Annotated in this window: 14 protein-coding genes; all 14 read left to right on the top strand. The window is 60.5% G+C overall.

Annotated features, from left to right (window positions below; translation table 11 throughout):
• The first annotated feature begins 69 nt into the window (after positions 1 to 69).
• Positions 70 to 1,779: an MSHA fimbrial ATPase MshE gene (mshE, locus tag KYK33_RS18150; RefSeq protein ID WP_042044356.1), complete on the top strand. Its 1,710-nt coding sequence runs from the start codon at positions 70 to 72 to the stop codon at positions 1,777 to 1,779.
• A gap of 3 nt (positions 1,780 to 1,782) precedes the next feature.
• Positions 1,783 to 3,006, top strand: a complete 1,224-nt coding sequence (locus tag KYK33_RS18145) for a type II secretion system F family protein (protein WP_042044355.1) — start codon at positions 1,783 to 1,785, stop codon at positions 3,004 to 3,006.
• A 237-nt stretch (positions 3,007 to 3,243) separates the two neighbouring features.
• Entirely contained in the window at positions 3,244 to 3,726 is a 483-nt protein-coding gene (locus KYK33_RS18140) for a hypothetical protein (protein WP_224431414.1), read from the top strand.
• 67 nt (positions 3,727 to 3,793) lie between these two features.
• A complete protein-coding gene (locus tag KYK33_RS18135) occupies positions 3,794 to 4,462 on the top strand; it encodes a type II secretion system protein (RefSeq protein ID WP_224431413.1) in 669 nt (222 codons plus the stop codon).
• A gap of 25 nt (positions 4,463 to 4,487) precedes the next feature.
• Complete coding sequence (locus tag KYK33_RS18130; RefSeq protein ID WP_224431412.1) at positions 4,488 to 4,925, top strand: prepilin-type N-terminal cleavage/methylation domain-containing protein; 438 nt, start codon at positions 4,488 to 4,490, stop codon at positions 4,923 to 4,925.
• A gap of 65 nt (positions 4,926 to 4,990) precedes the next feature.
• The gene (locus KYK33_RS18125; RefSeq protein WP_224431411.1) at positions 4,991 to 5,467 is read left to right on the top strand and encodes a prepilin-type N-terminal cleavage/methylation domain-containing protein; all 477 of its coding nucleotides are present in this window, start codon (positions 4,991 to 4,993) and stop codon (positions 5,465 to 5,467) included.
• Positions 5,454 to 6,026: a type II secretion system protein gene (locus KYK33_RS18120; RefSeq protein ID WP_224431410.1), complete on the top strand. Its 573-nt coding sequence runs from the start codon at positions 5,454 to 5,456 to the stop codon at positions 6,024 to 6,026. The genes KYK33_RS18125 and KYK33_RS18120 overlap by 14 nt, the downstream gene beginning before the upstream one ends.
• The gene (locus tag KYK33_RS18115; RefSeq protein ID WP_224431409.1) at positions 6,026 to 6,901 is read left to right on the top strand and encodes a PilW family protein; all 876 of its coding nucleotides are present in this window, start codon (positions 6,026 to 6,028) and stop codon (positions 6,899 to 6,901) included. The genes KYK33_RS18120 and KYK33_RS18115 overlap by 1 nt, the downstream gene beginning before the upstream one ends.
• A 43-nt stretch (positions 6,902 to 6,944) precedes the next feature.
• Positions 6,945 to 7,355, top strand: a complete 411-nt coding sequence (locus KYK33_RS18110) for an MSHA biogenesis protein MshP (RefSeq protein ID WP_396021403.1) — start codon at positions 6,945 to 6,947, stop codon at positions 7,353 to 7,355.
• Complete coding sequence (locus tag KYK33_RS18105) at positions 7,352 to 11,101, top strand: DUF6701 domain-containing protein (RefSeq protein ID WP_224431407.1); 3,750 nt, start codon at positions 7,352 to 7,354, stop codon at positions 11,099 to 11,101. The genes KYK33_RS18110 and KYK33_RS18105 overlap by 4 nt, the downstream gene beginning before the upstream one ends.
• Before the next feature lie 216 nt (positions 11,102 to 11,317).
• On the top strand, positions 11,318 to 12,358 hold the full coding sequence (locus KYK33_RS18100) for a rod shape-determining protein (RefSeq protein ID WP_005308111.1): 1,041 nt from the start codon (positions 11,318 to 11,320) through the stop codon (positions 12,356 to 12,358).
• Between the two features lie 41 nt (positions 12,359 to 12,399).
• Entirely contained in the window at positions 12,400 to 13,284 is an 885-nt protein-coding gene (gene mreC / locus KYK33_RS18095) for a rod shape-determining protein MreC (RefSeq protein WP_042044347.1), read from the top strand.
• Positions 13,284 to 13,769, top strand: coding sequence for a rod shape-determining protein MreD (gene mreD, locus KYK33_RS18090; RefSeq protein ID WP_042044346.1), 486 nt, complete (start codon positions 13,284 to 13,286; stop codon positions 13,767 to 13,769). Before mreC ends, mreD begins: the two co-directional genes overlap by 1 nt.
• A gap of 2 nt (positions 13,770 to 13,771) precedes the next feature.
• Complete coding sequence (locus tag KYK33_RS18085) at positions 13,772 to 14,359, top strand: Maf family protein (RefSeq protein ID WP_042044345.1); 588 nt, start codon at positions 13,772 to 13,774, stop codon at positions 14,357 to 14,359.
• The last annotated feature ends 11 nt before the right edge of the window (positions 14,360 to 14,370 follow it).

Here is a 14,370-nt window from a genome sequence, read left to right as displayed (position 1 = left end):
GGGTGGGTGGTGCCCAGCAACCTAGCAGGGATGCCGCTCGCACAGCGCACCCACAGCACCGGAGTTTTCATGGCACAACCGAGACTGAAGATGCGCCTCGGCGATCTGCTGGTTCAAGAGCAGATTGTCTCTGACGATCAGCTGCAACTGGCCTTGCAACAGCAGCGTCAGACCGGCCGCAAGCTGGGTACCACCCTCATCGACCTTGGCTTTATCAGCGAGGTGCAGTTACTTCAGTTCCTGGCCCGTCAGCTGGGGGTGCCCTTCTTCGACCTCAATAATCTCACCATAGATGCCAGGGCGGTCACCCTCTTGCCCGAGGTGCAGGCACGTCGTTACCGCGCCCTGGCGGTGCATCAGAGCGAGCATGAGGTGACGGTGGCCATGTCGGATCCCGCCGACCTGAGTGCCCTGGATGCCATTGCCAATCTGTTGCGCCCGCGGGAGATGAAACTCGCCGTGGCCCGGGAGGGGCAGCTGCTCGACTATTTCGATCGCCTCTATCGCCGTACCCGCGAGATAGAGAGCTTCGCCGAGCAGTTGCATGAGGAGTATCAGGACGCCGGCTTCGAGCTGGGATCCAGCAATCTGGAAGGGGGCAACGAGGGGGAGGCGACGGTGGCCAAGCTGCTGCGCTCCCTGTTCGAGGATGCGGTGCAGGTCGGCGCGTCGGATATCCACATCGAGCCCGATGAGAAGGTGTTGCGCATTCGCCAGCGCATCGATGGCGTGCTGCACGAGAACCTGCTCAACGAGGTGCGTATCGCCCAGGCGCTGGTGCTGCGCCTGAAGCTGGTGGCGGGGCTCGATATCTCCGAGAAGCGACTGCCCCAGGATGGCCGTTTCGCCATGAAGGTGCGGGGCCGGGACGTGGATGTGCGACTGTCGACCATGCCGGTGCAGCATGGGGAGTCCGTGGTGATGCGGCTGCTGGATCAGAGTGCCGGCATCCTCTCCCTCGAGGAGACCGGTATGCCGCCCGAGATACTGGCGCGCTTTCGCCGTCAGCTCAAGCGCCCCCACGGCATGATATTGGTGACGGGGCCGACCGGTAGCGGCAAGACCACCACCCTCTACGGGGCGCTGTCCGAGCTCAACCAGCCGAGTCAGAAGATCATCACGGTAGAAGACCCGGTAGAGTACCGATTGCCCCGGGTCAACCAGGTGCAGGTCAATCCCAAGATAGGGCTGACGTTCTCCCAGGTGCTGCGATCCACCCTGCGTCAGGATCCCGACATCCTGCTGGTGGGGGAGATGCGCGACAACGAGACGGTGGAGATAGGGCTGCGCGGCGCCATCACGGGCCACCTGGTACTGACCACGCTGCACACCAACGATGCCATCAGCAGTGCCCTGCGCCTCATCGACATGGGTGCCCCCGGCTATCTGGTGGCCAGCGCCCTGCGCGCCGTGGTAGCCCAGCGTTTGGTGCGTCGGCTGTGCGAGCACTGCAGCGAGCCCAAGGCGCCGGATGAGGGGCAAGGGAGCTGGCTTGCCACCCTGTCTGGGGAGACGCCGGGCCAGCACGATTATCACAAGGGCCGTGGTTGCCAGAGTTGCAACTTCACCGGCTATCGTGGCCGGGTCGGCGTCTACGAGCTGCTCGAACTGGATCAGACCATGATGGACGCCCTGCGCCGTGACGATACCGAGGGCTTTGCCCGGGCTGCCCGCCAGCATCCCCACTATCGCCCCCTGGCCCTGACCGCCCTCGACTATGCCCGCAGTGGCGTGACCTCGGTGGATGAAGTGCTGCGTCTGGCCGAGGATCTGGGTTAAGCCATGGGACATTTTGCCTACAAAGGCCGTGACAAGCTTGGCAAGGCGGTCAGCGGTACCCTGGAGGCGGCCAGCGAACTGGCCGCGGCCGACAGCCTGATGCGGCGCGGCATCTTGCCGACCGAACTGCGTGAGCGCCGTGCCCGGGGCGGTGATATCAATCTCTCCCAGCTGTTCGAATCCAAGGTGCGACTGGAAGAGCTGGTGGTGTTCAGTCGCCAGATGTACGCCCTGACCCGGGCCGGCATTCCCATACTGCGTGCCATTGCGGGCCTGGAAGAGAGTGCCCACAGCAAGCCCCTCAAGCGAGCCCTGCATCAGCTCGGGGAAGATCTGGGCAATGGTCGCCCGCTGTCGAGCGCCATGCAGAGCCATCCCAAGGTGTTCAGCAGCCTGTTCATCGCCATCATCCACGTGGGGGAGAACACCGGTCAGCTGGAGGAAGCCTTTCAACAGCTTGCCAACTATTTCGATCTGGAGCTGGAGACCCGCAAGCGGATCAAGGCCGCCATGCGTTACCCCAGCTTCGTGATGATCGCCATCGGCATCGCCATGGTGATCCTCAACATCATGGTGATCCCGGTCTTTGCCAACATGTTCGCCAAGTTCGGGGTCGAGCTGCCCCTGGCGACCCGGATCCTGCTCGCCACCTCCCACTTCTTCGTGCACTACTGGTGGTTGCTGCTGGCGGGGTTGATTGCGAGCGTGCTGGGTTGGCGCCACTGGGTGCGCACCCCGGCAGGCCAGCTGAGCTGGCACAGATGGCAGCTTAAATTACCCATAGTCGGCAGCATCATCGAGCGCTCCCTGTTGGCCCGCTTCGCGCGCAGCTTCTCCATGATGCTCAAGGCCGGTGTGCCCCTGAACCAGGCGCTGGCGCTGGTGGCCGATGCGGTGGATAACGCCTTCATGCGCGATCGGATCCGGGATATGCGCGGTGGCATAGAGCGTGGCGAGAGCCTGCTGCGCACCGCCGGTGCCAGCGGTCTGTTTACCCCCCTGGTGATGCAGATGATCGCCGTGGGGGAGGAGACGGGTCAGGTCGACGAGTTGCTGCACGAGGCGGCCGAGTACTACGAACGGGAGGTGGACTACGACCTCAAGAGCCTCACCGCCCGCATCGAACCCATCCTCATCGGCCTGGTGGCCATCATGGTGCTGATCCTGGCGCTGGGTATCTTCACGCCGATGTGGGACATGATGAGTGCGGTCAGGGGCGGGAAATGATGAGCGCGGCCAGGGGTGGGAAAGGATTTGGGTATCTTCACCTCATCCGATGGTGGGACATGATGAACGCGGTCAGGGGTGGGGGATGATTTGGGTATCTTCACCTCATCAGATGGTGGGAAATGATGAGCGCGGCCAGGGGTGGGAAAGGATTTGGGTATCTTCACCTCATCCGATGGTGGGACATGATGAACGCGGTCAGGGGCAGGGGTTGATGAGTAGCCGTTGGAGCAGGCCATGAGCCGCCAGGGTGAACAAGATGCCCGCTGGCTGTCGGGCTACCGATTGGTGGCCGCCATCCTGGTGCTGCTGGTGATCAGCGCCACCCTGGTCGGTGGTTATCAACGCCATCGCGAACAGGCGCTGGCGACCAGTCTGACCCTGCTGGGAGAGCAGTTTGCCGAGCGAGTGCAGCGCCTTCATGGTCGCTGGCTCGATGAGCGCAGGCCTGCACGGCTTCACGCCGAGGGGCAAATCTGGCAGTTCGATGAGCGCGGCTGGCCGCTGGGAATGGCGCCATTGATGAGCCCTTCCGCCGATTGCCAACAACTGTGGCAAGGCGCCATGGGGTCGTTGCAGCCGGGCAATCTGCCCCTGCAATTTCGGGGGATGACGGGGGGCTGTCTCATGGGCATCGAGTCGCACTGGCTGCACTATCGCTTCGCCGATGGCCGCGTGCTGCCTTGGCGGATGCCGCAGGATGGGACTGAGCGAGGCTAATTATTCACCTCGTTCCCATGATTTTTTTATATCTACATGAAATAATACCGCGTCCGATGGAGGATCCATGGCATATAGCAAGCGCAGAGAGTTCACAACAGGCAGGAGCCTGCCCCGCGGGGCTGCGGGTTTCTCGCTGATCGAGCTGGTGATCGTCATCGTCATCCTGGGAATACTGGCGGCCACCGCCTTGCCGCGTTTTCTCGATGTGACCGACGAGGCGAAGAAGGCGAGCGTGGAAGGGGTCTCTGGTGGCTACGCTACCGCCGTCTCTCTGGTGCGGGCCCAGTGGGAGGCCGAAGGACGGGCCAAGCAGGATGCACAAAATACCGTGCTCTATGATGGCACCCGCTTCTATCTGACCACCCCCACCGACAGCCAGATCGACAATGGCGAGCTCTCTCCCGGCTATCCCATGGATACGGCGGGCGGGGCGACTGACATCGATCCGGCCAACCTGACAGCCCAGCGCTGTTTGCGAATTTGGGATGGATTACTGCAAAATCCCCCCAAGGCTACTGCCAGCTTCTCCGAGGTGCACAGTAGTGGTAATGACCTGAAATACTATGCCACCGTATCCAGTAATGGCCTCGACTCCGTCTGTCGCTACTACCTGGTCAATAGTCTGAGTAAGGGTAGTGATGGGCAGTATCAGGACCCGCAAGGGAGCACTGAGGCGTTCATGAGTTTCAGTTACCGACCGGCCTCCGGCCAGGTAACCACCAATATCAACTGATTTCATTATCGACAGAGGACAAGAGATGAAAAAGCAAGCAGGCTTTACCCTGATAGAACTGGTGATCGTGATCATCATCCTGGGCATTCTGGCGGTCACCGCCGCACCCAAGTTTCTGAATTTGCAGGATGATGCAAATAAAGCTGCCGCCCAAGGGGTTGCTGCAGCACTGCAAAGTGGCGCTCAACTGGTTTATAGCCGTTCAGCTTTGGATGGTACTGAAAAAGCTCCCGACTCTTCTGTCTCAGCTGGTACCAGCACGGTCACCACTATATTTGGCTATCCGACTGCGGATAAGGCCGGTATTGGTGAAGCAGTTACCATCGATGGCGGTTGGTCGCAGAAAAATGATGATGGTGTATTCACCACAGATCAGGCCAACAGTTGTGCAGTTATTTACCAGGCTCCCTCTGTGGCCGGTGCTACGTTCTCGGTCTCGCTGAGTGGTGCGACTTGTAACTAAGTCGACTGACAATAAAGCGGGGCCCAATGCCCCGCTTTTCTTCGATGACCCAAGCGAGAGTGACAATGGCTTCGACTAGAGGCTTTACCCTGATTGAATTGGTCATCGTGATCCTGCTACTCGGGATTCTGGCCGCCTTTGCCATGCCTAAATGGCTGGGCAAAGGCGGCTTTGAAATCCATACCCTGCGCGACGAACTGGTCACCCGGCTGCGGCTGGTACAGACCCTGAACATGAACGAAGGTGAGGAGCGTTGCAGCCAGCTGGTGCTGGAGGCAAACCGCTTCGCTCACCTCACCCAGGCGGGCACCTGCAGTGCCCACCCCATCGCCGACTGGAGTGCGAACGAACTGACTCGGGGCCGCCCGGTGCAGGCTTCTGGCACTATTGTCCTCTCCCCCCAGACATCCCTCAGTTTCGATAAACGCAGTGGCCGCCCCCTGGGAGCCTGCAGTGCCGGTTGCGATCTGATGGTGGCTGAGGGCAGGGAGTCTGTCCGGCTGCGCATCGAGGCCGAGGGTTATATTCATGCCCTCCCTTAACCCTTCCCGTGGTTTTACCCTGATAGAGCTGGTCGTCGGCATAGTGCTGCTCTCTGTCGCGTTGACCGGCATTCTGGGCTTGCTGGTCAATCAGGCACCCCAAGCCGTCGACCCGGTGCAGCAGGTGCGTGCCGCCCAGCTGGCCCAGCGGGTCTTGAATGAAGTGCTGCAAAAATCCTTCGATGAGCATTCGGATCATAACGGCGGCCGTTTCCGCTGCGGCGAGACGGCCGGTACCCCGCCCGTGACCTATGCCGCCTGCACCCCAGCTGCCAGTTATGGCAAGGATGCGGGGGAGAGCGCCCCTTATAGCTTCAACGATGTGGATGACTTCGATACGGCGGGTCAGTGGGTGGCCGCTAACCTGTTTACCCAGCAGGCGGCCGGTATCAGCGATGAGGAGTATCGCAACTATCAACTGAGGATCCGGGTCACGGCGGATGACCTGCTTGCCAGTGCAGGCAAGGGCGCCGCGTCCATCGGCAAGCGCATCGAGTTGACGGTGCGGCTGCCGGACAGCAGCGAAGTCGAGTTTGCGCTCTACCGGGGTAATTACTGATGGAGAAGCCGCATTCCCGTTATGCCGCGTCCGATGACGCACCTGTTACCATAACCCGTCACCGGGTCCGATTACGCTTCGCTAATCGAACCTGCGCCCAGCCTGGGCGGGGACGGGGCTTCACCCTGGTCGAGCTGGTGATGGTGATATTGCTGCTCGGCATCATGGCGACCTTCTCCAGCCAGTTTATTGGCATAGGCACCGAGATCTATGGGGACGCCAGCCGCCGTGAGCAGCTGATGAGCGATGCCCGCTTCGCCCTGGAGCGGCTCAATCGCGAAGTGCGCGATGCGGTGCCAGGTTCGGTGCGGGTGGAAGATGAAGCGGGCATAGCGGGGGATCAAGGCAGTTGCCTGCGCTTCTGGCCCATTGTGACGGCCAGTCGCTATCTGAGTCTCAGCGGGAGTGGCGGGGTGAGCATAGTCACTCCGAGCGTCCTGCCCGAGCAGGATATTGACAGCGCCATTGTCTATCCCCTTGCCGACCCGAATATCCCTCTGGACGAGGGCTGTCTCCATGGCAATTGTGTCGCCAGCGTGACGTCGGTGGGAACGTCAGTCTCGGGGGCCTTGTCGTTGACCGTCGATGATGGCTTTGCCAAGGACTCCCCGGGCAAGCGCATCTATTTTGCCAGGCAACAGGTGCGCTACTGCGTGGCAGGCACCACCCTGACCCGGGTCAGCACAGCCATCGACGCTGCAATAAAAGATGCGCCTACTGTCCTGATGGCCGAGCATATCCGCCCGGCGGCCTATTACTTCTATCGGGAGCCCGCCGCCTTCAATCAGAGCGAGGTGGGGCTGCGACTGGGGTTCGAGCGCAGCGGCGAGCAGGTCATCTTCAACCACAAGCTGGAGCTGCTCAATGTTCCCTAAGCCGCCGCCCCTTGCCATGGCGGCTCAGCGCGGCAGCGCCATCATGATAGCCCTGTTTGTCATCGTCATCATGGGGCTGCTTGCCGCGGCCATGGGCCGTTTCTTGCTCGACAGCAGCGAGAAAAACACCCTTGAGGTGCGCAGTGTCAGGGCCTTGATGGCAGCTCAGAGTGGCCTGGAGATAGGCCTCTACCGCCTCTACCCCAATGATCACTGGGACGCGCAACAGTGCGCCGCCCTGACAGCTATCCCCTTTGCAGTCCCGGGGCTGGTGGATTGCAAGGTGGTACTGACCTGCAAGCCGGTGGAGGTCAGTGCGGCAGGGGGCACCCAGACCGGCTACAGCTTCCAGAGCACGGGCGCCTGCGGCCATAGCGATGTGAACAGTCCCAATCCGGATTTTGCCGTCAGCCGCACCCTGGTGGCGCAAGCCTTTGATGGAGTGATGCCATGATTACCCGTTGGGTGATTACTTTGACCCTGTCTGTTACGGCCTCGGTCGCTTGGGCATCGTTTGATGCAATTAATTCGGGTGAAATATTTCCGGCTGTTGTACAAGGCCACCACGGGAATAACAACAACAGCTGCCATCAGATCAACGGTGACCAGCTTTATCAGGTCAACAATCCGAAGATTAATGGGACCGGAGGCAAGGCATTAAAATTCTGCTCGGTTAACAAAGATCAGAACAATACCCCTCGCTGTGATAATGGCGCCGGCGGATATCAGGTTTGCCAAGTGACGGGCGCTGACATTCGTGGGCTCAAGTTATCCGGTAACAATGACTTCCCATCCATCGGTGCCACCAACTCGCTGACTTGCCAATCCGGGCAGCAGACAGTGCCCCTCGCGAGCTATGGTTCCATCACTGCCGAGAATTGCGCCCTGACGTTCCCCAGCCGCAGTGAGTACCAGCTGAAGACTCTGTCGGTGCGTAACAATGCGACCCTGCAGCTCGGCGAGGGGGATTATTATATTGATCAACTGACGATTGATAATGGGACCATCAAGCTGACCGGGTCTGGCTTGACCCGGATATTTATCAATCAGGACGTCAAATTCGTTAATACCGTAAATGTCAATGCCGACAATCAGGGACGCTTGATTTGGGTTAACTACAACAACATGGTGCTCGACAACAGCACCAAGTTTTACGGTTATCTCTATACGGATAACAAGCTGACCATGAATAACAACGCAGCCATCTATGGGCGGGTCACAGCCCGCTATCTGAGCATGGATGCGCAGTCCAGTATCAATGAGAATGTCATCACTCCGCCGCTCGCCTGTTTCAGCGATGACTTCTCCGCCAGCTCCCTCAGCAACAACTGGGTGGTGGCGCGCAGCAGTGGCAACTTTACCCCCTCCATCGTCAATGGTCGGCTCGGCATGACCCAGGCCAGTACCAGGCAATCCACCTCCGCCACTTATCAGCGGCTGTTCCCGGCGGCCAACAACCTAGTGACCATAGAGTTCGATCAATATGCCTATGGCGGCAATGGGGCGGACGGCATGGCCGTGGTGCTGTCCGATGCCAAGGTGACCCCGCAACCCGGCGCCTTCGGTGGGCCCCTCGGTTATGGCTTCAAGCCTGGCGTGAACGGTTTCGCCGGCGGCTGGCTCGGGGTAGGGATAGATGAATATGGCAACTTCTCGGGTGAGGGCGGAACGCTCAACAAGGGGCAGCGCAGGCAGTCCGTGGTGGTGCGAGGCTCAGGGTCAGGTACCAGCGGCTACAACTATCTGAAAGGCACCTGCAACGATGGCAGCAGCAACGCCAGCGGCAACTGCCTCGCGCCGACCGTGGACAGTGGCTCGGATGGCAATCGCTCCCATCGTTACCGACTCACCATAGATTCACGTACCAGCGGTCAGTCCATGGTCAAGGTGGAGCGCGACACGGGGAGCGGTTACAGCACCCTGATCGACAGCTTCAATGCGGCTGCCCAGAGTGGTCAGGCGGCCATCCCGGAGGATCTGATGTTGTCACTGACAGGTTCGACAGGGGATCTGACCAATGCTCACCAGATAGATAACGTCCGGATCTGTGCCATCAACTCCAACCCGGTGGGCACCCAGATCGATCACTTCGAGTTCGATCACGGCGGCAATGCCCTGACCTGCAACCCGGAGACCCTGACCATACGGGCCTGCGCCAATGCCAGCTGTAGCCAGTTGTTCACGGATCCGGTGAGCGCCACCCTGACGCCCCTCAAGAGTGGCAGCAACGGCTGGGTGGCCAGCAACCAGGTGAGCTACAACGGCAACAGCGCCATGGTGAGCTTCAGCGGTGGCAGCACCTCAATGCAACTGCGCAACAACATCCAGGGGGCTTTGACCGTCGGTGTCAGCGGCTCGACTCCATCCACCAAACCCCTCAGCACCACCCTCTGCCGGGCAGGGGCAGGGGCGCTCAGTACCGCCGCTTGCACCCTCAATTTTGCCGACAGTGGTTTTGTGTTCGATGTGCAGGACACCCTGGCTAACAAGCCGCAGAATGTGGTGATGAAGGCGGTCAAGAAGGACAATGCGAGCCAGCAGTGTGTGCCCGGTTTTGCCAATGTGAGCAAGCCGGTCAGCTTCTGGAGTGACTATGTGAACCCGGCGAGCAATGCCTTCGGCAGCAGGGTGACGGTCAATGGCAGCGCCATCGCCACTAGCCAGGCGGCCGGACAGGCTAGCCCGCAGACGCTGACCTTCAATGCCCAAGGGGAGACGACTCTGACGGTCAACTATCCGGATGCGGGCAAGATGCAGCTCAATGCCCGCCACGATGGCAGTGGCGATACTGCGGGACTGGTGATGACAGGGTCAGATCTCTTTGTCAGCCGTCCGGTGGGGCTCTGCATCAAGGCTCCACAAGGGGAATGCGTCCCCAGTGCCAATGCGACCAATGCTGATTACGCCAGTTGCCCGGTGTTCAAGAAGACCGGTGAGGCGTTCCAGCTGGATATCAAAGGGGTGGCCTGGCAAGCGGACGATGACAAAGACTTGTGCCGCGACAATCTGGCGACCCCCAACTTCGTGCTGGCCAATATTGCCCTCGGCAGCACGTTGGTGGCCCCCAAACCCGGGGTGGAGGCGGCGATAGGTACGCCCCGCTATGACCATTCCAATGTGAAGGGCAGCAATAACCTCAACGTCATCAGTCAGTCGGTCAGCGAGGTTGGAGTGTTCCGGATGACGGCGACGCCACCGGCAGCAGGTTATTTCAACTACACCATACCCCCCGCCAGCAGCGTGCCGGTGGGGCGCTTTATTCCGGTGGATTTCAATCTGGTCAGCGGCGACATCCTGCCCGCCTGCGGTGATTTCTCCTATATGGGGCAACCCTTCAATACCAGGTTGCATATTCAGGCCCGCAATCAGGCGGGCGCCGTGACGCAAAACTATTGGGGGGACTTCGCCAAGGGGAATGCCTATCTGACCACGGCCAACAACAGCGATGGGGTCTCGCTCTCTGCCCGGCTGCGTAGCCTGGGGCCACTGCCCTGGGAGGCGGGGAAGGCCGACTTCATCGGGCCGACCGAGTTTGTGAGGTTGTCCGATACCCAGCCCGATGGCCCCTATCGCGCGCTGCTGTTTGGTCTCTATATGCAGGACGGCGATGGCGAAAGGACCCTGATCGCCGCCCCGGATTTCAATGCCCAGCAGGTGGGGCCCTGCAGCGGGTCGGGCTGCAATGCCCGGCTGATAGATAACCGGCCCATGGAGGCCTATTTCGGCCGGATACAGGCCGGTACGGTGCAGGGGGTCGCTTCGGCGCCGCTGACGGTGCCGCTGGAGCTGCAATATCATGAAGCGGGCAACTGGCACAGGCAGTGGGCTGACCAATGCACTCGGCTCTCTCTGCTGGATGAAGGGGTCGTGTTTACCGATAGCAGTCAGCACTTCGATGCAGGGAGCGGGGATCTTGACCTGGGGTCTAACGTCAAGATCCGGCTCGGACTGGGCGAAACGGCGCCGGGAGCCATGACGGCGATGGCCCACGAGGGTGAGATAGGTTTCCAGTTTGCCGCCCCGGAGAGAGCGGTGCGCATTCCTTTCCGTATCGATCTGAGCCAGCAGCCCGAGTCAGAACTGCAGCCAGGACGGCGGCCGCTCTGGCTTTCCGACCCTGACAGTCTGGATGGCATGGCGATTTTCGGGATTGGTCGCGGTAATGACAGAATTATTTATCGCCGGGAAGTGATGCCCTGAAATGGATATGCGGGCGAGGATCGGGGCTGTTTGGCATGAGTGCGCGGCTTATCTCCTTGTTTCTTAGTGTTTGTCGGCTTGGGCCAGTGAGTGATGACTCGCATTTTTGTCGCGCTTGATTGATTGGTGACAGTTTGAGCGCTTGCCGATTGGGGTGGGCATTGGTAAAGTTAGCCGGTTTTCCGCACCTCCAAATTCTTAGGATTTCCCGTAGCCATGTTCAAAAAGCTCAGAGGCGTCTTTTCCAACGATCTGTCGATCGACTTGGGAACTGCCAACACCCTGATCTACGTAAAAGATCAAGGGATCGTCCTTAACGAACCCTCAGTTGTCGCCATTCGCCAAGAGCGCGGGAACGCCAAATCGGTCGCTGCCGTCGGTCATGCCGCCAAGCAGATGCTGGGCCGTACCCCAGGCAACATCTCCGCCATCCGTCCGATGAAAGACGGCGTCATCGCCGACTTCTACGTGACCGAGAAGATGTTGCAGCACTTCATCAAACAAGTGCATGACAACAACTATTTCCGCCCCAGCCCCCGTGTGCTGGTGTGCGTACCCTGCGGCTCCACTCAGGTAGAGCGTCGTGCCATCAAGGAATCCGCACTGGGCGCCGGCGCCCGTGAGGTTTACCTGATCGATGAACCCATGGCTGCCGCCATCGGTGCCGGCTTGCCGGTCTCCGAAGCGACCGGCTCCATGGTGGTCGATATCGGTGGTGGTACCACGGAAGTGGCCATCATCTCCCTGAACGGCGTGGTCTACTCCCAGTCCGTGCGGATCGGCGGCGACAAGTTCGACGAAGCCATCATCAGCTACGTGCGCCGCAACTACGGCAGCCTGATCGGTGAAGCCACCGCCGAGCGCATCAAGCACGAGATAGGCTCCGCCTACCCGGGCGAAGAGGTGCGCGAGATCGAAGTCCGCGGTCGCAACCTGGCCGAAGGGGTACCGCGCAGCTTCACCCTGAACTCCAACGAGATCCTGGAAGCGCTGCAAGAGCCACTGTCCGGTATCGTCTCCGCGGTCATGGTGGCCCTGGAGCAGTCCCCGCCGGAACTGGCGTCCGACATCTCCGAGCGCGGCATGGTGCTGACCGGTGGTGGCGCGCTGCTCAAGGACATCGACCGTCTGCTGATGGAAGAGACTGGCATTCCGGTCGTCGTGGCTGAAGATCCCCTCACCTGTGTCGCCCGTGGCGGCGGCAAGGCGCTGGAGCTGATCGACATGCACGGTGGCGACCTGTTCCACTACGAATAAGACCCAAAGCCGGCCGAGCGCCGGCTCTTTTTTGACGACACATGAAACCCATTTTTGGTAGAGGCCCTTCGCTTCAGTTACGGTTGTTTCTCGCCGTCATCATCTCGGTTGCTGCCATCGTTGCGGATTCCCGCTTCGGTGTGTTCACGCACGTCCGCGTCTATCTGAGCTCCCTGGTCAGCCCGCTGCAATATATCGCCAATGCCCCCAGCTCCCTGCTCGACACCATGTCGACCCAGGTACAGACCCGATCCAGTCTCATCGAACAGACCAAGCAGCAAGAACAGCAGTTGTTCACCCTGCGTTCCCGTCTGCTCAAGCTGGATCATCTGGAGCATGAGAATCAGCGGCTGCGGGAATTGCTTGGCTCTCCCGTGCATAACGAGTCCCGCAAGATGGTGGCCGAGCTGCTGTCGGTGGATTCCGACCCCTTCAGCCATCAGGTGCTGATCAACAAGGGGGCACTGGATGGCGTCTATAACGGCCAGCCGGTGATCAACGATCAGGGGGTGATAGGTCAGGTGCTGCACGTGGGCTCGACCACCAGTCGGGTGCTGCTCATCACCGATACCAGCCACGGCATTCCGGTACGGGTGCTGCGCAATGATCTGCGCGCCATCGCCTCCGGCAGCGGCGAGCTGGACAAGCTGGAGCTGCGCAACCTGCCGCGCAACACCGACGTCCAGGTTGGTGATCTGCTGGTCACCTCGGGTCTGGGTGGCCGCTTCCCGGAAGGTTATCCGGTGGCGACCGTGACCCGTTCCGATTACGTGGAAGGCAAGCCCTTCGCCCAGATAGAGGCCAAGCCGCTGGTGGCGCTGGACAGATTGCGTTACCTCTTGCTGCTCTGGACTGACAAGAAGCCCGAAGTCCACGACGAAGAGGCCGCTGCGCCCGCGACCTCGGCCGCGGGGGCGACCCGCTGATGCTGGAACCCGCTAGCGGGCGACTCTGGATCTGGGTCTCGGTCATGTTGGCCCTGAGCCTCTCCATCATGCCGCTCCCTTTTCAGTTCGAGCCCTTCCGGCCGGACTGGCTCGCCATGGTACTCATTTACTGGGCGCTGGCCTTGCCCCACAGGGCCAATGTCGGCACCGCCTGGGTGGCCGGTCTGCTGCTGGATGTGCTGCTGGGCAGTACCCTGGGTGTGCGGGCCATGGCCATGGCCATCACCACCTATCTGGCTGCCTTCCAGTTCCAGAAGATCCGCAACTTCTCCCTCTGGCAGCAAGCCCTCATCATAGGTCTGCTCTCCCTGGTGGGTAAGGTCGCCATCTTCTGGTCCGAGCATCTGTTTGGTCGTGCCAGCCTCAATCTGGCCTATTTCTGGTCCACCCTCTCCACAATGTTAATATGGCCTTGGGTGTTTCTGGTGCTGCGCAAAGTGCGCCGCCGCTTTAATATCAAGTGATTATGAGCAAACATAACGAACTGCAACTCTATCTCGCCTCTGGCTCTCCCCGTCGCAGGGAACTGCTGACCCAACTCGCTTACCGCTTTGAGGTACTCAGGCTGGATGTGCCGGAACAGCGTCTCGAGGGTGAGAAGCCCCAGGATTACGTCTGCCGCCTCGCCCGTGACAAGGCGATGGCCGGTGTGGCGGCGGCCCCGACCGCATTGCCGGTGCTGGGTGCCGACACCATAGTGGTGCTGGGGGATCGGGTGCTGGAGAAGCCCTCCGACCTGCTCGATGCCAAAGACATGCTGGAGGCACTCTCCGGTCGGGTGCATCAGGTGATGACGGCGGTGGCCCTGGCGACGAAAGAGCGTTGTGACGTGCGACTGGTGACCACCAATGTGGCCTTTCGCAAGCTGGATGAGAGCGAGATTGAGGCCTACTGGCGCACCGGTGAGCCCTGTGACAAGGCCGGGGCTTATGGTATCCAAGGGATAGCTGGCAAGTTTGTCAGCCGCATCGAGGGCAGTTACAGCGCCGTGGTCGGCCTGCCCTTGCTGGAGACGGATCTGTTGATCAAGGCACATCTGGAACAGGCGGGCTGAGTCTCTCTCCG

Origin of the sequence: Aeromonas rivuli (assembly GCF_020149575.1) — a bacterium.
GTDB lineage: Bacteria > Pseudomonadota > Gammaproteobacteria > Enterobacterales > Aeromonadaceae > Aeromonas > Aeromonas rivuli.
The sequence above is the reverse complement of the archived record's forward strand: the minus strand, read 5'-3'. Positions and strand labels throughout refer to the sequence as shown.

Coding starts and splice junctions, on each gene's coding strand:
- KYK33_RS18140 (WP_224431414.1), top strand. CDS start 3,244: ATGAGCCGCCAGGGTGAACAAGATGCCCGCTGGCTGTCGGGCTACCGA.
- mshE (WP_042044356.1), top strand. CDS start 70: ATGGCACAACCGAGACTGAAGATGCGCCTCGGCGATCTGCTGGTTCAA.
- mreC (WP_042044347.1), top strand. CDS start 12,400: ATGAAACCCATTTTTGGTAGAGGCCCTTCGCTTCAGTTACGGTTGTTT.
- KYK33_RS18100 (WP_005308111.1), top strand. CDS start 11,318: ATGTTCAAAAAGCTCAGAGGCGTCTTTTCCAACGATCTGTCGATCGAC.
- mreD (WP_042044346.1), top strand. CDS start 13,284: ATGCTGGAACCCGCTAGCGGGCGACTCTGGATCTGGGTCTCGGTCATG.
- KYK33_RS18120 (WP_224431410.1), top strand. CDS start 5,454: ATGCCCTCCCTTAACCCTTCCCGTGGTTTTACCCTGATAGAGCTGGTC.
- KYK33_RS18085 (WP_042044345.1), top strand. CDS start 13,772: ATGAGCAAACATAACGAACTGCAACTCTATCTCGCCTCTGGCTCTCCC.
- KYK33_RS18115 (WP_224431409.1), top strand. CDS start 6,026: ATGGAGAAGCCGCATTCCCGTTATGCCGCGTCCGATGACGCACCTGTT.
- KYK33_RS18110 (WP_396021403.1), top strand. CDS start 6,945: ATGATAGCCCTGTTTGTCATCGTCATCATGGGGCTGCTTGCCGCGGCC.
- KYK33_RS18145 (WP_042044355.1), top strand. CDS start 1,783: ATGGGACATTTTGCCTACAAAGGCCGTGACAAGCTTGGCAAGGCGGTC.
- KYK33_RS18135 (WP_224431413.1), top strand. CDS start 3,794: ATGGCATATAGCAAGCGCAGAGAGTTCACAACAGGCAGGAGCCTGCCC.
- KYK33_RS18130 (WP_224431412.1), top strand. CDS start 4,488: ATGAAAAAGCAAGCAGGCTTTACCCTGATAGAACTGGTGATCGTGATC.
- KYK33_RS18105 (WP_224431407.1), top strand. CDS start 7,352: ATGATTACCCGTTGGGTGATTACTTTGACCCTGTCTGTTACGGCCTCG.
- KYK33_RS18125 (WP_224431411.1), top strand. CDS start 4,991: ATGGCTTCGACTAGAGGCTTTACCCTGATTGAATTGGTCATCGTGATC.